The 15919-nt window shown below is 45.1% G+C and carries 15 protein-coding genes; 5 read left to right on the top strand and 10 right to left on the bottom strand.

Features of this window, described 5'->3' with window-relative positions; translation table 11 throughout:
• Window positions 1–3: 3 nt before the first annotated feature.
• The 3 genes from JGK11_RS24420 to pgl form a co-directional block, all read right to left on the bottom strand.
• Window positions 4–513 (bottom strand): FHA domain-containing protein, encoded by a 510-nt coding sequence (locus tag JGK11_RS24420; protein ID WP_293186425.1) that lies wholly within the window; start codon window positions 511–513, stop codon window positions 4–6.
• Between the two features lie 82 nt (window positions 514–595).
• Window positions 596–1390 (bottom strand): FHA domain-containing protein, encoded by a 795-nt coding sequence (locus tag JGK11_RS24415; protein WP_293186423.1) that lies wholly within the window; start codon window positions 1388–1390, stop codon window positions 596–598.
• 204 nt (window positions 1391–1594) lie between these two features.
• Window positions 1595–2314 carry a 6-phosphogluconolactonase gene (gene pgl / locus JGK11_RS24410; RefSeq protein WP_293186421.1) on the bottom strand — a complete coding sequence of 240 codons (720 nt, stop codon included), beginning with the start codon at window positions 2312–2314 and terminating at the stop codon, window positions 1595–1597.
• 221 nt (window positions 2315–2535) lie between these two features.
• On the opposite strand from pgl, the gene tnpB reads away from it, so the two are divergent.
• From tnpB to JGK11_RS24395, 3 genes are all read left to right on the top strand, one after another.
• A complete protein-coding gene (gene tnpB / locus JGK11_RS24405; RefSeq protein ID WP_293191365.1) occupies window positions 2536–3711 on the top strand; it encodes an IS200/IS605 family element RNA-guided endonuclease TnpB in 1176 nt (391 codons plus the stop codon).
• A 327-nt stretch (window positions 3712–4038) separates the two neighbouring features.
• Window positions 4039–5379: a hypothetical protein gene (locus tag JGK11_RS24400; protein ID WP_293213204.1), complete on the top strand. Its 1341-nt coding sequence runs from the start codon at window positions 4039–4041 to the stop codon at window positions 5377–5379.
• Window positions 5380–5574: a hypothetical protein gene (locus JGK11_RS24395; protein WP_293213202.1), complete on the top strand. Its 195-nt coding sequence runs from the start codon at window positions 5380–5382 to the stop codon at window positions 5572–5574.
• A 445-nt stretch (window positions 5575–6019) separates the two neighbouring features.
• Here JGK11_RS24395 and JGK11_RS24390 read toward each other — a convergent pair whose 3' ends face one another.
• The 7 genes from JGK11_RS24390 to JGK11_RS24360 all read right to left on the bottom strand — a co-directional run bounded on the left by JGK11_RS24390 (window position 6020) and on the right by JGK11_RS24360 (window position 11988).
• The gene (locus tag JGK11_RS24390; RefSeq protein WP_293186417.1) at window positions 6020–7186 is read right to left on the bottom strand and encodes an LptF/LptG family permease; all 1167 of its coding nucleotides are present in this window, start codon (window positions 7184–7186) and stop codon (window positions 6020–6022) included.
• Window positions 7187–7385: 199 nt separating this feature from the next.
• Window positions 7386–8114 carry an LPS export ABC transporter ATP-binding protein gene (lptB, locus tag JGK11_RS24385; RefSeq protein ID WP_293186416.1) on the bottom strand — a complete coding sequence of 243 codons (729 nt, stop codon included), beginning with the start codon at window positions 8112–8114 and terminating at the stop codon, window positions 7386–7388.
• Window positions 8115–8523: 409 nt separating this feature from the next.
• Window positions 8524–9036 (bottom strand): LptA/OstA family protein, encoded by a 513-nt coding sequence (locus JGK11_RS24380; RefSeq protein WP_293186414.1) that lies wholly within the window; start codon window positions 9034–9036, stop codon window positions 8524–8526.
• A 504-nt stretch (window positions 9037–9540) separates the two neighbouring features.
• Complete coding sequence (locus JGK11_RS24375) at window positions 9541–10140, bottom strand: class I SAM-dependent methyltransferase (protein WP_293186412.1); 600 nt, start codon at window positions 10138–10140, stop codon at window positions 9541–9543.
• Window positions 10141–10346: 206 nt separating this feature from the next.
• Window positions 10347–10736 carry a VOC family protein gene (locus tag JGK11_RS24370; RefSeq protein ID WP_293186411.1) on the bottom strand — a complete coding sequence of 130 codons (390 nt, stop codon included), beginning with the start codon at window positions 10734–10736 and terminating at the stop codon, window positions 10347–10349.
• 168 nt (window positions 10737–10904) lie between these two features.
• A complete protein-coding gene (locus JGK11_RS24365; RefSeq protein ID WP_293186444.1) occupies window positions 10905–11318 on the bottom strand; it encodes a DUF309 domain-containing protein in 414 nt (137 codons plus the stop codon).
• Between the two features lie 307 nt (window positions 11319–11625).
• A complete protein-coding gene (locus JGK11_RS24360) occupies window positions 11626–11988 on the bottom strand; it encodes a ferredoxin-thioredoxin reductase catalytic domain-containing protein (RefSeq protein WP_293157224.1) in 363 nt (120 codons plus the stop codon).
• Between the two features lie 299 nt (window positions 11989–12287).
• Here JGK11_RS24360 and cas6 point away from each other — a divergent pair, with 299 nt between their 5' ends.
• Both cas6 and JGK11_RS24350 read left to right on the top strand, forming a co-directional pair.
• Complete coding sequence (cas6, locus tag JGK11_RS24355; RefSeq protein WP_293213200.1) at window positions 12288–13412, top strand: CRISPR-associated endoribonuclease Cas6; 1125 nt, start codon at window positions 12288–12290, stop codon at window positions 13410–13412.
• Window positions 13413–13763: 351 nt separating this feature from the next.
• A complete protein-coding gene (locus JGK11_RS24350; RefSeq protein ID WP_293213198.1) occupies window positions 13764–15512 on the top strand; it encodes a HAMP domain-containing sensor histidine kinase in 1749 nt (582 codons plus the stop codon).
• Window positions 15513–15919: the final 407 nt, after the last annotated feature.

The following is a 15919-nucleotide window of genomic DNA, read 5'->3' as shown; positions in this document are numbered from 1 at the left end:
GATTTAATATTCTTCTTCTTCTTCTTCTTTTTCTTCCGAATAATGGGGAGTATTTTCTGCCTCAGTTAACTCGTCTTCTTCCCTGGAAGTGCCAATTTCTTTTTGGCTGGGAATAGGAATCGTGCTAAGCAGTGCGCCCCCGGAGGGAGCGTGAATTGCCTTAGCATCCCTTGACTTGACGCTAGTTTGTGCTAACTGGGCTGAGGACTGATTCCCACCGACGTTGATTTGAATTTTCGGGCCCGAGCGAGCCAAGTGAACGATCAGACCGTCCACAACGGGAACCTTAGCGATCGGCTTACCATCGAGGTAAGTACCGTTGGTACCTAAATTGATCAGTTCCCAATTAATGCCGCTGCGTCGCAATTCGATGTGGCGACGAGAAACCACAGCGCTAAAAAGAACGACGTGGTTTTCCGTCGATCGCCCGATCCGGACGACCTCTTCGTCTTCAAAGATCCAACTGCGGACGGGAATAGACTGGAGTGGATGTAGCAAGGTCAGCTTAATCACATTGGCAGCATTGAGTTTTGGTAGAGCGCCTCAAGATGCGATTTTAGATTTTAGACTTTCGATCGCCCAATCCAAACTCGATCTAAGAGATTTGAAATAGAAACGTAACCAGGTCTCCTTTTCCCAGAGAGATGCGGTCTCCCGGTCGCAACCGATGTCGGTTTCCCTTGGGCAGGGGAGTATTGTTGACGTAAGTGCCGTTAGAACTGCCTACATCTTCTAGGTAGCAAGCATCTCCCTCCACCCGGAGATTTGCGTGTACCCGAGAAACTATCTCAGAATTAGCAAATCCCGAAACATCAATATCTGGCGGCACCAAGTCATTTGGCTTGCCAATGTGAATCACAGCGAGATTGTGAGGCAATTCCATCGGCGTATTTGTCTGAACGTGTATCAGTCGCGCCGACTGCTGTTGCAGTTGAGTTTTAGCCACACCCGCTGGCTGTGGGTCGGGAACCGGGGGAGAGGTATTTGGTGCTGTTGTCACCGATTCTGTTGTAACAGGAACCGAGAGCGACGGCGAGGGATCTGGAATCGTCGGAATGCTGGCGGGAGTTTTTTCCAAGTTCGGCCCCTGATGTGGGGTAACTAGAGGTTCCATTGCGATCGTCGGCGGTTCGGTTGATCCTAAGTCCGGCACCAGTGGCGATACCACTGTGGGGCCCACAGGCGAGACGGACGGTACTGTCGCCTCAACTTCTGGAACGTAGGAACCAGGACGCAAATTAAAGCCACACTGACCGCAAAATGCTGCATCTGTCTGAACCGCTGCACCGCAGTTTGAGCAACTGGCGGTAACGGGTAAAGGCGTGTAACAAGACTCGCACTGGCTGGCCCCGTCGGGGTTCTGGTGATTGCAATTGGGACAGACAATCATCGATTTCTCCTTGCTATCGGCCAGATTTTCCAATCAGCCTCGTAAAAATAGTTGTGTATATGGTCAAATTTTAACTTTAACCGCCACAATTCTTATATTGCTTCGCTAATACTAGCAACTGAGTTCGCGCCGTGACATTCGGAACGAAGGAAAAGATTGAGTTAGTAATACTGCTGACAGTGCTGACTCTGGAGGCTCTCTCAGCTATTTTACTGCAACGCCTGCCGCAGCATCGAGCAGCCACCAAAGTTCGCCTTCTGGTTGAATGAGTCTGGCTGGATAGGTCATGGAGTCGGCTGCGGGGGCAAAAATTTGACTGAGGGCGGGTTGTTTGCTGGCTCCTGCCACCATGAAGATGACGCACCGGGCGCGGTTGATTAAGGGGAATGTAAAGGTGATGCGGGGTTGACCGTCTTTGTTGCCGACGGTTATTAGGGAGTCACGGACTTGTAAGGCTGGTGTGCCGGGGAATAGAGAGGCTGTGTGGGCGTCGTCTCCTATGCCCAATAGGATGATGTCGAAAGCGGGAAACTCGCCGTCGGATATTTTGAAGAATTGCTGCAATTCGGTTTGGTGCGTCGAGGCGTCGGCTGCGGGGTCAGCCGCGCCTGTGGGCATGGGGTGGATGTTGCTGGCGGGGATGTTTACTCGATCGAGCCAAGCGAGGCGCGCCATTTTTTGATTGCTGTCCGGGTGATCTGGCGCAACGTAGCGTTCGTCACCCCAGAAAACGTGAATTTTGTCCCAAGGCAGGTCTTGGGTGGCGATCGCTCTGTAGAGCGGTTCTGGTGTGCTGCCACCCGCCAAGGCGATCGTGCAAACTCCACGTTCTGCGATCGCTGCTGGGATTTTGGACAGGACAACCGCGAGCGATCGCTCTATGAGTTCTTCCCGATTTGCTAATACTTCTACTACTTTTTTCATTAATTTCCTCTCAACTTTTCTCTTCGTCTGGAGCTGGGCAATTACCCAAATTCGGCCTTGACATTTTGCTTTGAGGTCGATCGGCTGATACGCTTGGAAGGCTCTACACAGCGTCAAGTCAGATTTTATCAGAAGAATGGGTTTTAAACCCCGTCTTTTAAGACAGCTTTGTATTTAATTTTTTTCTATGTTACCATAGTATTAGTAGTTTGGTAAGCAAAATGCTAAAAGCCTTCAAGTACAGAATATATCCTACCAGTGAGCAATCCATTTTGCTTGCGAAGTCGTTTGGCTGTGCAAGATGGTTTTACAACTACACGCTCAATCTAACGTCTGAAACCTATAAGCAAACAGGGAAAGGATTAAGTAGAAATGAAATAATCAATCTTCTACCTTCTCTTAAGAAAGAGTACGAATGGCTGACAGAAGCACCATCACAAGCCCTGCAGCAAGCAGCCTTAAATCTTTCTAGTGCTTTCCTTAACTTTTTTGAAGGTAGGGCTAAATATCCTAACTTTAAGAAAAAGCGGAATAGACAATCTATTAGATTTCCTCAAGGATGTAAATTAAAAGACGATATATTGAGATTGCCTAAAATTGGTGATGTTCATTGTAAAGTTTCAAGGCAACCAGAAGGGACTCTAAAATCTGTCACGGTTTCAGTTAATCCATCGGGGGAATATTTTGCAGCCTGCCTCTATGATGATGGTAAAGATTTACCTGAAAAATCATCAGAAGGAAAGGCGATTGGGATAGACGTTGGTTTAACCCATTACGCTATTACATCCGATGGAACCAAGCATGGGAATCCTAAATATTATCGAAAATATGAAAAGAAGTTAGCTAAGAGACAAAAGCAACTAAGCCGTAAGCTTAAAGGTTCTAATAACCGTCATAAAGCTAGGATTAAAGTTGCCAAGGTTCACACTAAGATTGTCCGATGTCGCGAAGATTTTATACACAAACTAAGTCGTAAATTAGTTGACGAAAATCAAGTCATAGTTGTAGAGAATCTAGCAGTTAGAAACATGGTGAAAAACCACAAACTAGCTAAATCAATTAGTGATGCTGGTTGGGGAGATTTTTGTACCATGCTGAAATACAAGTCGGAATGGGAAGGAAAAATCTACATCGAAGTAGATAGGTTCTATCCCAGTTCTAAGACTTGTAATAACTGTTTAAATCGCGTGGATAGCTTGAGTTTGGATATTCGTAGTTGGCAATGTCCTAAATGTGGAGAAAACCATGATAGAGATATTAATGCTGCTAAGAATATTCGGGATGAAGGTTTACGAATTTTGGCGGTAGGGCATACCGTTACTGCTTCAGGAGGGAGAGTAAGACCGAGTAAAGGCACTGCTTTTACAAGGCATCTCCCTGTGAATGAAGAATCCTAGCCGTTTACGGCGGGGAGTGTCAACATTCTTATGTCTGCTTTATTTTGCTGGGCAAAACTTATTTCGGTCGGTACTCAATCGAGCTTCACCTGTTGGATACATCTGTAGCAACCGTTTCCGAGAGTTAGGGACGTTCTTAATTGCACTTTTCACAAGATATATATAATGGAACTTCCTTCATAGTTCTTGCTTCTGCTATTATGTTTTTCGCAACTTGCAATCAAAATCGCGATCGCACTTACCTGGGGACAGCAAAAATCATCAAGATTGATGTGGTAGACTATGGAAAATAGTTTTAGGTCCCGAGGCTCGGATGGAAGCAAAACTATGTCAAATTTCAAGAAATTCCCTACATCTGTCCGCTATCTAATAGCGCGTTTCCGCCACTGGACGCAACCGTCGGTTTGGGCTCCGCTAGCCGTGCTGTGTGCGGGGGGGTTATTTATCTGGGAAGTCTCCGTACATCCAGAAAGGTTGAGCATAGATGGCGAAGAAGAAGCAGCAAACTCAAACAATCCAGATGCGATTCCCGGACTGTCTGCTGAAGATAGTGCCATTGCTGCTGAAATCGACAGCTTGCCGGTGCTAGTCAATCAGTTCAATCGCTCCAATTCTGAACTGAACTTGTTCAATTCATCAGCAGTCAAAGGCAAAGGTTTATTCGACGAAATTCGCACTCGCGGCTTAGAAAAGCCTAAGCCATCTTCAGAGCCAAAGTCGGCGGCAATCAACACATTTGTGTCGCTGTCAAATTTACAAAATCCTGCGATTGGGACAGTCAACAATAACCCGCAAAATTCCAGCTTACCAAGTTCAAACCCGACATCTGATTTGAGTTTATCTGGCAGTGGGACGACCATTTCCGGCATAAGAGCGATCGAGCCTGAGTCTGCGGGTGCACCGGAAGCATCAGGTAGCGGTAATTCCAGCAAACAAAACGACAATCCTCTGCCTTTGAGTCCGCTGCAAGCAGCCATGAAAAAATACATCGCTGCTAATACTTCAGCAACGGTGGCGGCTCTGAAAAGTGCAAACACCCCTAAATTGCTCGATCGACCGGCTTCCCTTGGATCTGGGACAAATCCGGCAAATTTGTTGCCAACGGTCGCTACAGCTCAAGGAAAAGCAAATCCTGGGAATGTTCCTGCGACAATCTCCCCACTTCCGGCTTCTACTAATACAATTATTAGCGACTCTCAACAATTTTTAAACCCGGCAGCTACACTTCCTGAATCATTTACCGGGTTAAATTCCAAAGCATCAGTCATCCCCACAATTACTCCACAGGTTCCAACGGTGGCTTTGCCCAAAAATCCCTATCAAACTAATTTATCCGACTCGGGCTTGATACCGGAAGTTCAACCTGTGGCGCTTCCTGTCGCCACACCTTCACCAATACCGCTAATTCCGAATTTCGGGCAATCCCCTAGCACGGGAGTAAACAAGATCATTAATCCTCAATTCTCTCCCAATTCAGCGAATTCTCAATTTCAACAACCTCAACCAAGTCAGATTAATTTGCCAAGCCAGCCTAACTTTGGAGCAGTTCCTCAAAACACCAATCAGGGCGGGCAGCCAATTCAACCGCAACCTTTTTCTACACCTCGCTCTTTGACTCCGGGACGCTATATTGGTGGCGGCGAAATTAATACTTTTGCTAATCCTTAAATGAAGGAAGAAGGAAGAAGGAAGAAGGAGAAGGAAGAAGGAAGAAGGAAGAAGGAAGAAGGAAGAAGGAAGAAGGAAGAAGGAAGAAGGAAGAAGGAAGAAGGAAGAAGGAAGAAGGAAGAAGGAAGGGGAGCATCTCAGTTTTGCATCTGTAGTGCTGTCCCCGCTCGCGAGCTATACGAGCTCGCACTGTAAAAAAATGTTTTTTGCAAAAATGAGATGCTCCCGAAGGAAGAAGTTGAATTGTAGGGTGTGTCGCCCTTGAGAATCCCTGAAGTTGACAGAAAATTTCACATATCCGCACCTGAAAAACCCGGTTGAATTGTAGGGTGTGTCGCCCTTGACAATGCCGGAATTTGACAGACATTTTTACAGATCCGCACCTGAAAAACCCGGTTGAATTGTAGGGTGTGTCGCCCTTGACAATGCCGGAATTTGACAGACATTTTTACAGATCCGCACCTGAAAAACACGGATGGAAGAAACAAACCTAACACTTTTTTGTAGTAAAAATTTGGAGAAATGGTATAAGGTGCGTCGCCATGAGATTGTCGATATTGAGTTAGAGATTTTTCTTGAGCGACGCACCCTACGACTGTTAATTTTTCCAATTCTCAATTCCCAATTTGATTGGTAAAACTTACCTAGAGGCGGCTCTTCCCAACAACAATCCGCCGATTCCTAAGCCAAAGGCGATCGGCAACCAAGCCGATAGAATCGGTGTTAAAACAGCTTTCACGCCCATCGAACTGGTGACGAAAGAAAATACATAGTAAGTAAAAATCACCACTACGCTAATACCAAAACTCGTGCCTTTGCCCGATCGCCGCGGTTGAGTTCCCAAAGCGGCTCCCACTAAACCAAATACCAAGCACACGAAGGGAAAAGCATATTTTTCTTGAATTCGCACCCGGAGTTTGCGAATTTGCGGTGCATCGCCGCTGTTTTTAATGATTTCCAAACGCTCTAAAGCTTGAGCAATATTCATTTCCTTGAAATCTCGCACTCTCGCAGCTAAATCTAAGGGCGTGCGGGGGAGTTGCAATTGCTGGTGTTGAAACCTAACTATATTACGGTAAGAGCCGTCTGGAGCTACTATATAAGCGGTGCCGTTGAAAAAATCCCAGGTGTTTTCTGAGGGATTCCAAGTCGCTGATTCTGAAGAAACAATTTGATTGAGGCCTGGGGCGGAGCGATCGATAATTGTTAAACCTTTCATTTGCTGGCCGTCAAACTGTTCTGCATAAAAAAAGCGGGACAGGATTTCTTCGCCACCTTTTTCGGGTTTGCGAAATTCTGTGTAGATAATATTTCGATCTTGAAACGTCGGTTTTTCTCGCTTCAGGGCTCTGTCTAAAGTTAAAGTGGCTCTGTAACTGGCGGCGGGTACAACTAATTCTTGCAAAGCAAAGGTGAAGCCGGCAACGATTAAACTCATAATGACTGCGGGCATTATCAATCGGTAAACGCTAACTCCGCAACTGCGGAGGGCGATGAGTTCGCTGTCGCTGGAGAGTCGGCTGTAGCTCATTAAGGTTGCTAGCAGCATTGACATGGGGAAAGCTAATACTACAAAGTACGGAATTTGCAGCAGAAAAATTTCCAGGGCGGCGCCGTAGGGGAGGCCTGATTCTGCTACTCTGCGGACTAATTCAAATAACGCTCCCACGGTGACGGCGACTGATGTAAATAGTCCGACGCCAAACAGAAATGGGCCGATTAGTTCTTTGGTAATGTACCAGTCCATTACTGAAATTCTCGGCAGCCAGTTGAGGGGATTGAAGGATTTGGACGTTGCTATTTTCATACTTTGGCGTTTTTGCCGATCGCTCCTTAAGTTAAAATTTAAATTCTCAATTCTAAATTTCTTGGGAGTTACGCAGGGGTGGTCAGAAACCGGGTTTTTTTACGAAAATCCTTCGTTATATTCCAAAGATTAACTAAAAAACCCGGTTTCTTGGACTTTGAATGCGTAAGTCCTGTTTCTGTCTTGTGCTTTTAAAAGACTATCGCACGAAGTTGTCGCCTAGGTAATACTGCCGCACTAAAGGGTTGCTGTAGAGTTCTTCTTCAGCCCCGGAGGCTAAAATTTGGCCGTCTCGCATGATGTAGGCTCGATCGGTAATTTCGAGGGTTTCTCGGACGTTGTGATCGGTGATCAGGATGCCGATTTTACGATCGCGCAGTTTGGCAATTATCGTCTGAATTTCGTCAACTGCGATCGGATCGACGCCTGCAAACGGTTCGTCTAAAAATAGAAACATCGGCCCGTCTCGCCCAGCAGCTAAGGCTCTTGCTAGCTCAGTCCGCCGTCTTTCTCCCCCGGAGATTTGAATTCCCAAACTGGATGCTATTTTTTCTAAGCGAAATTCTTGCAACAGGAAATCGACTCGCTGCTTCCATTCCCAGCGTGGCACTTGAGTTTGTTCTAAAACTAACAAAATGTTGTCGCGGACGCTCATGTTGCGAAAAATGCTGGCTTCTTGAGCGAGATAGCCTATTCCCAACTCCGCTCGTTTGTGCATCGGCAATTTAGTGATGTCTAAATCGTTGAGCCAAACAGTTCCTTGATTGGGTTTTTCTAATCCGGTAGCTATGTAAAATGTTGTGGTTTTGCCTGCACCGTTGGGGCCGAGGAGTCCGACGATTTCTCCTTGGGCTACTGAAAGGTTGACGCGACTGACTACATTGCGTTTTCCGTAGGATTTGTGAATATTTTCGAGTACAATTTTCATGCTCGTCGAGGCAACTTTTAAGAAGAAGTCATTAGTCATTAGTCATCAGTCATCAGTCAGGGAGCATCTCATTTTTGCAAAAAGCATTTTTCTTTGAGTGCGAGCGTCCCCGCTCGCGTATTGTACAATACGCGAGCGGGGACGCTCGCACTATTAAAAGCAAAACTGAGATGCACCCATCAGTCATCAGTCATCAGTCATCAGTCATCAGTCATCAGTTGGTCAACTGTCAACTGTCAACTGTCATTCGCATCTATTCTGGGTTCTCGATTGTCGCGCATTTCAGCTTTGAGATCGGAACAGGCAGGATGCCTGTTCCACAAGAATGGCAATAAAAATTATTGTTTTAGGTAGATATGCAACAGTTGATGTTTTTGCCGATGCGAAATTTTGCTGCTACCGGGGGCTGTTACTTAGGAGCTGTTCGGGAACGGGCGGGCGGTTTAACAGCGGGATTTGGATTAACCGGAGCTGGTTTGGGCCCGATCGAATTTTGGGCTGCTGCATCTTGTTCTGGCGCCACCAGATAGACGGATTCTACTTGTCCTGGATTGTCTGGGAGCGCAATAAACCGCCCTTCGTCAATCAGGTATGTGATGGTTTCGCCGCGCAGGCTGTTTCCCTGCTGCAATACGTACACGTCACCGCTGAGAATGATCCGGCGCTCGCGGCTGAAGTATTGAGCTTGAGCTGCGGTTGCTTGTATTTGGCGGGCTGGGTAGTTGATTTGGACGTTGCCGCGGGCTGTCACGATGCCGGTTTTGGAGTCGGCTTCTTGGATGTCCGATCGCACGGAAAGAGTGCGGGGCGGTGCGGCTTGCGGGTAGGTAGGAGAGGCGATCGCGCCAGCCAGAGTCAGCGGCAACAGCAGCGATAATCCTTTGAATAGGCGGGAATTGAGTAGTTTAGCGGAGGGCATCATAGCTTGCAAGCCTCAAAATTTTTGAAATTGCTGAAGGGCATTATCTCACCCCTGATTTTTCTCTATGGAGATTAGATCCACCACACCCGATCGGTTAGGTATTTTATCTTAACGGCCGTGAAAAATTCCCGTAAGGTCGATCGACCTGCCCGAGAGCGTCAACCAATTATCCTAGCAAGACAATAGCCCTTTCTTCGCCTGTTTGGATGATTTACTGGAGAAAGCAAGTTTTTTGACGGTTTGGGCGATCGGGAAGTTTCGGGCAGTCTCAAAGGTAGATTGCATAAGCTGTCCGCAAAAAGATAATCTTACAACTGTGCTGATAAAAGTCAGAATCTTTGGAAACAATTAGTCCACATTGTCCCGTTCGATCCAGCGTGCGGCTGTGAATTTCCCATTGCTTGCCCCGGCTCCAACGCACTGTTAGCCTGCGCTTTGCAGCCATCATACTTCCATAGGCAACATTAACTACCCAAGCTGGTACAAATCCATTCCAATCGTCGCTCAAGTCTTTTGAGCAATGATATAAACATGATTCTCAGGATATTGATCGTATTCAAGGTGAAGGGATGTAAATTGAGACTCACTCAGAATCTTTAGGAAAGCATTTACACCTAGTGTGCTGTACTCAAAGTCTTGACCTTGAAATGTTCCAGAAACTTCACCTGCTTCATGCCCACCCCCACACGTGAACATCAATACACCATCAGGTTCAAGAGCATTGCATAGCTTTTTCATCACAGATTCTTGCATATCTAGCGGCAGATGAAATGTGCTGTCCCAAGCAACAATCAAGCTGTAGGGTTTGGGAGGATTCCAACAGCAGATGTCTGCTTGATAGAAGACGATGTTTGGATGCAGTTGTTTGGCTAAATCAATCATTTCTGAGGAAATATCAAGTCCTTCCACTTGAAATCCATGTTCGCTTAGGACTTTAATAAAGCGTCCACTGCTTCCACACCCTATATCAAGAGCTACCTGCTTTTTATGGGTGAATTGAATAGCACGCTCCAACTGTGGGATACCATAAAGCGAATCTTGATGCTGAGTTTGCCACCAGTGGGCAATACGATCGTATCGGGCTGCTGTATCCTCTGTATCCATGTTTATTCTTACTTATGACTGTCTCAGCATTAACCTGAAGCAACCTAACGTTCCCAATCACCCGCCGCAGATACACTCAAACTCAAACTGATAACCTATCAGCGGTCAGTGTGCATTGGGGTTGTTAGCTGGCTGGCGCATACTCATTACCTAAATCAAAGCAAAAAATTGATTGCAACTACTTGAACTCAATACAGATGTAATCTTCATTTTTCCAACTCACTAAATGGTGAGCAAATATCTATCAAGCAACCATTCGGATCAACAGTTAAGAATCGACGCTGCCCATAAAATTCGTTTCTTAGTTCTTGAACTATGCGAAGCCCCATAGCTACTGCTTTTTCGTAGACTAGATCAACCTCGGGAACCACAAAAGTTACATACATACCTGAAGGAGCGGTTTGATATTCTTGTGGAACTAAACTATGACTACGAAGAATGATTCCAAACTCTAGTTCTTTATTAGACGGACTACGAAGTTGAACATACCAATCACTATCGTAGCTCACATCAAAGCCAAGCAAGGTCACATAAAAATCTCGGCTTTCAGCAAGTCGATCGGAGCAAATGTTTGTAAGAATGCGGCTAAAACTCATGAGTCTTCCTAATCATTGGTTTAGTCCAGCTAACTGCTAATTATATAGCAAATGCGGTACAATACATAAAATGGCATAAAAATACCGCAGGTCGCTCATGTATATCAACCCCTGCTTACTCCAGATCGCAATCTCCTTTTATCGATCGAGTTCGGTGTACCAGCCTGCTCATATTGAAGTTTGTTCTAGTTTGATAATTCGCGGCAATCGCAAGCCTGCAACTTCTGCACCTGTTAACAACGGTACAAATTCAGCGACTTTTTCCGGGCCAGCTTGCTGCAAAGCACTCAAGAGTTTAGCACTTTGTCCGAGCAAATCTTCAACGGCAATTCCCGCATAACTCGGTTGATAATAATTGAGCCGATTTATGCCTTCTCCCAGCAAGATTACTGCACCGCGCCAGTTTTGATTGCTTAGGTGATAAAGCGCGACAGAAATTTGCAATATTCCCTGATAAAATCTTTTGTCCGGCTCGCCGGCTTCCATCCACAAAGCCTCTAAGGTATCGTGACAAGCGTAAAAATCTTGGCTGTTAAACTGTTCGATACCTTGCCAAAACTCGATCGGCATTTCCTCTGTCATTCGCTTGGAGATTGGGATTTTGGATTGGGGATGCGTGTTAGAGTAGGCGGCGATCGTTGAGGTCGCTGTCAACTGTCAACTGTCAATTGTCAACTGATTTACGACCTATTTTCACAACAATTACCAATTTTACCAGAAAGAATTGGTTTAAAGCCCCAAGCCCGATCGGGAAAAATTAAAAGAAGACTATTCATTACTCCAATCCTCTTTCTTTCAGGTAGAGGTAGCTCTCAACTGTCAAGCGGTCAACTGTCAACTGTCAACTGTCAACTGTCAACTGTCAACTGAAGACCGCCTACTTAACCGATTACATGGTCTCTCTGACTGCTTGAATCTGATCCATGCTAATTTCCTGATTAGTTCCAGCAAAATCGTTATCTGGCGTCAGAAATAACATACAGTGACATTCTTTCCGCTCGCGCATGGGAATGCAAGGACAGTTCCAGTAGGCGGCTTTGACTTCGGCTTCTTTATCTTCGTAATGGCGACAAGGGCATAGGGGAGCACCTAGTTCATCTTTGTGCTTTGCTAGTCCTTCTATAACGACAGCAGTGACTGAAGGCTCGGAACAAAAGTAAGTTCCGGTGCGCTTGGCGTAGGTTTCGGAGAAATTCTTCATCGCCTCCAAAGTTTTTTCGTTGGAGAGTTTGGATTTTTCTGTTGTGTTCATAGTTGAGGATCGGAGTTGAGGATGCTACGAGCTTTTGACAATTGTACCCCAGAATGTGATTTTAAACACTTGATATTTCTCTTTACTTACAAGGAGGAAAAACTTGACAAAAATTGAGTTTTAGGTTGTCGGTTTTTTGGTGATTTTTCTGCATCCCTCCGATTTCGGGAAACTGGCGGTTGACACGGTTTTTGGAGCTGCTAATAGATTTGACCGATCGCCCGCCCAGACAAAAACATCCCCCAACGGGGATAAAAAAAGATAAAATATGAGACCGCTGTCCCTGTTTCCGGCATCTCATGGCAATTTCCCCGCATCCCACCCGCACCAAAAAAGTTCCTTCCTCTAAGCTAATTTGGCCCGCTGACACCGAGTTAGTCGGATTAGTGTTTGAATTGACCCCCCGCGCAGCTAGCTATCTGTACGCGCAGTATGCTATAGGTTTGCACGCTTGGTTTTTGCATCAAATTCAGGAAACTGACCCGGAATTATCGCAAATTTTGCACGACTCGCAGTCAGAAAAAGCCTTTACTATTTCGGGATTGGAGGGTGATTTGCTTCCAGCCGGTAAGGAATTTCAGCTTTTGGGCGATCGCATTTACCGCTGGTATGTCACAGGACTGTCCCAGCAAGTAGTACAATGGCTGAGTCAGTGGCTGCAAAATTTGCCCCAAGAGATTGATTTGCGAAATGCTCCGCTGGTAATTCGCTCTTGGGATATTGCTTTTTCTCCCACAACTTACCAGCAATTGCTAACAGCAGAACATCCATTATCTAGAAACATAAAACTTAGTTTTGTAACTCCTACAAGCTTTCGCAGCAAAGGGCATCACTTCCCGCTACCAGTTCCCGAAAATGTTTTTCACAGCTATTTGCGCCGCTGGAATAACTTTTCGGGTATGAATGTTGACCAAGCAGAATTTCTGAATTGGATTGACGAAAATGTAATTATTAGCCGCCACAAGTTGGAGTCGCAAAAGGTGGCGGCGGGCAAAAAAGGCATGGTAACGGGATTTACTGGGGCTGTGGAATTTGCGATCGGGCGATCGGCCGGATTGCGCCCTGATTTTGTACAATTATTTTATGCCTTGGGGCAATTAGCACCTTACTGCGGCACGGGCCACAAAACAACCTTTGGATTGGGACAAACGCGATCGCAATGGTTGACAGAATCCCTACCCGAAGTCTCTATCCAAAGCGTATTGGCGGCGCGAATCGATGAATTGACAGAGAAGTTTATGGCGCACAGAAAGCGTACAGGCGGGAGTCGGGCTGGTGAGATTGCGGAAACTTGGGCGACGATTTTAGCGCGCCGGGAATTGGGGGAATCTTTGTTCGATATTGCTGCTGATTTGGAAATGCCTTATGAAACTGTGAAAACTTATGTAAAATTAGCAAGAAGAGCTTTGAAAGTTGAGGATTGAAGCAGACACAGAAGGAAAAAGCACAGGGGTGTATCTGGCGCAAGGTAAATATATCTGTAGGGGCGAAGCATGACCGCAGAAAATAGGAGATTATAACTAATAACTTATATGCGGTCATGCTTCGCCCTCTTCCTTGCGCCAGATGCGCCCGATCTATTTACTATTAGGAGACCTGAGGAAAATTCTCGAATTAGTTGATTTATTTTCATTCCTGGTTTTTGTTTTTTACAAGTAATTGTGATTATAATATATCCAGTGTCCACCATGAGTTCTATGCCCGAACCTAAAAATAGATTTAAACTTGGTCTCTTATTAGATCTATATGAGAGCCATTTCTTAAAGCATTCATTTATGCGAAAGTTGCGTTTACGTCATCTGAAGCATTGGTTCAGTTGTCTCAAGGTAGGACAAAAGATTAGTGTGGGCTATGGACTGGCGCTGGGAGTGGCAATTCTGGGAACCGCTACAGGAATCTCGATCGCTGACCAATATCATCAACAAGCTGTTAGACACGAACAAAATGCGATCGAAGAAACTCAATTCATCAGTGAATTGCAGATCCAGCTCGTTCAAGTTCTCCTCCACCAACAGCAGATCCTGATGCTATTGGAAAATCGAGATTTGCTAGACCAACAGTATTCCTATTTTTTAAACCATGTGGCTCTATTCAAAAAAGAATGGTCTGAGTTTAAATCTTCGGAAGGGGATACAAAAAATCATAAGGTTGACGAGTCACCTGCTGAAATAAATACCGTCAGACGTTTTCTGCAAGCCAATGAAGAGATTCCAGAGGCTTACTTGCAGCAGACAGAGGCGATATTAAAGGCAATTAATTCCGCTAAATTATCACCCGCAGAAATTCAGATATTCCGCAGCCAGCTCTTGACTTTTGGTAGCAGTCCTACATCGCTGCAATTGAAGAAATTTTTACAAGATATAGAGCAATTAAAGGTAAGGGCGTATAAAGATTACAAAGAAGCAAAAACTGAGTTTGCAAATGTACAGGTGCTACGAGTACAGGTTATTGCTGGGAGCATGATTTTGTCAGTGGCGATCGCCATTTTCCTCGCGATTTATACCAGTCGGGCGATCGCTCGTCCCCTCCAGCAAGTCACCCATATTGCCCAGGAAGCAACCCAAACGGGCAATTTTGATTTACAAGCTGCTGTTACCACTCAAGATGAAATTGGTATATTAGCAACAGCCCTAAATCAAATGATTCGACGAGTCAAGCAACTGCTACAGGAACAACAAGCCGCATCCACAGAACGCCTAATTCAACATGAAAAAATGGCGACTTTGGGACAGTTGATTGCAGGAGTAACCCATGACATTAACAATCCAATTAATTCCATAGCCGGCAACCTAACCCATACTGACAGATACCTAAAAGACTTACTAGAACATTTGCACATCTATCAGCAGCATTACCCCGAACCTGCGTCAGAAATTATCGAACACGCTGAAGCCATTGAGCTAGAATTTGTAGAAGAAGATATACCCCTAATGCTGGCATCTCTTCAGCAGAGTGCTGAACGTATCCGCGATATCAGTTATTCCATGCGGTTGTTCGCACGAGCAGACTCTTCCCAAAAGATTGCTTTCGATATCCACGAAGGCATCAACAGCACGCTATTAATTTTGAAACACAGACTCAAAGCCAATAATAATTATTCGGAAATTACTGTTGCCAAAAATTACGGCAAGTTGCCAAAGATTAAATGTTTCGCTGGACAATTAAATCAAGTATTTATGAACATTATTGGCAATAGTATTGATGCCCTAGATGATGTAATGGATCGAAGTAAAAATTCTGATAATTCTGAACTCGTGCTGATTCCTTCTATTCAAATTCAAACTGAAATTATCGAAGATAATTGGGTCAGAATTAGGATTGCTGACAATGGTTCAGGCATCGATGAAGCGTTGAAATTACGCTTATTTGAGTCATTCTTTACAACCAAAGATGCCGGGAAAGGCACCGGGCTAGGACTCTCAATGAGTCACCAGATTGTGACGGAAAAGCATGGGGGGAAACTCTACTGCAATTCCCAACCTGGACAGGGAGCGGAGTTTGTGATTGAGTTACCTATTGGTTAATTTTAATGAATAATCAAAAGCAGAGTTATACGAATTTTTTATGAGGCTGCATAGAATCCGAATACAAATTAGGTACGTAGTTGCGCTTTAGCGCTCTTTATAATATTAGGAAAGAACGCTAAAGCGCAACTACGTACCTATGATGACAATAAAATCAGCCTGCTTATTCAGGGGAACTTAGGGGAGATCGGGATATGTGCAAGTTCACATTAAATTGGTATTATAAAACTTTATTAAGTTTGTAAGCAGTAGTAAGCAATAGTAGTATCATCTAGTCAAAATCGTCAAGAGAATTATTGCGATCGTCAAAAAATGGAGAGTCTGAATGCAACTAGCAGAGAGGCACATCATTAAATCCACCGAGAATCGTTTTGTTGAAATTGACGAATTAGCCTTTAAATCCAAAA

Origin of the sequence: Microcoleus sp. PH2017_34_RAT_O_A (genome assembly GCF_020737885.1) — a bacterium.
Taxonomy (GTDB): Bacteria; Cyanobacteriota; Cyanobacteriia; order Cyanobacteriales; family Microcoleaceae; genus Microcoleus.
Note: the sequence above shows the minus strand (reverse complement) of the source record. Positions and strands in the feature narration are given on the sequence as shown.

Coding starts and splice junctions, on each gene's coding strand:
- JGK11_RS24415 (WP_293186423.1), bottom strand. CDS start 1,390: ATGATTGTCTGTCCCAATTGCAATCACCAGAACCCCGACGGGGCCAGC.
- JGK11_RS24375 (WP_293186412.1), bottom strand. CDS start 10,140: ATGGATACAGAGGATACAGCAGCCCGATACGATCGTATTGCCCACTGG.
- cas6 (WP_293213200.1), top strand. CDS start 12,288: ATGGCAATTTCCCCGCATCCCACCCGCACCAAAAAAGTTCCTTCCTCT.
- JGK11_RS24365 (WP_293186444.1), bottom strand. CDS start 11,318: ATGACAGAGGAAATGCCGATCGAGTTTTGGCAAGGTATCGAACAGTTT.
- pgl (WP_293186421.1), bottom strand. CDS start 2,314: ATGAAAAAAGTAGTAGAAGTATTAGCAAATCGGGAAGAACTCATAGAG.
- tnpB (WP_293191365.1), top strand. CDS start 2,536: ATGCTAAAAGCCTTCAAGTACAGAATATATCCTACCAGTGAGCAATCC.
- JGK11_RS24360 (WP_293157224.1), bottom strand. CDS start 11,988: ATGAACACAACAGAAAAATCCAAACTCTCCAACGAAAAAACTTTGGAG.
- JGK11_RS24400 (WP_293213204.1), top strand. CDS start 4,039: ATGTCAAATTTCAAGAAATTCCCTACATCTGTCCGCTATCTAATAGCG.
- lptB (WP_293186416.1), bottom strand. CDS start 8,114: ATGAAAATTGTACTCGAAAATATTCACAAATCCTACGGAAAACGCAAT.
- JGK11_RS24380 (WP_293186414.1), bottom strand. CDS start 9,036: ATGATGCCCTCCGCTAAACTACTCAATTCCCGCCTATTCAAAGGATTA.
- JGK11_RS24395 (WP_293213202.1), top strand. CDS start 5,380: ATGAAGGAAGAAGGAAGAAGGAAGAAGGAGAAGGAAGAAGGAAGAAGG.
- JGK11_RS24390 (WP_293186417.1), bottom strand. CDS start 7,186: ATGAAAATAGCAACGTCCAAATCCTTCAATCCCCTCAACTGGCTGCCG.
- JGK11_RS24370 (WP_293186411.1), bottom strand. CDS start 10,736: ATGAGTTTTAGCCGCATTCTTACAAACATTTGCTCCGATCGACTTGCT.
- JGK11_RS24350 (WP_293213198.1), top strand. CDS start 13,764: ATGCGAAAGTTGCGTTTACGTCATCTGAAGCATTGGTTCAGTTGTCTC.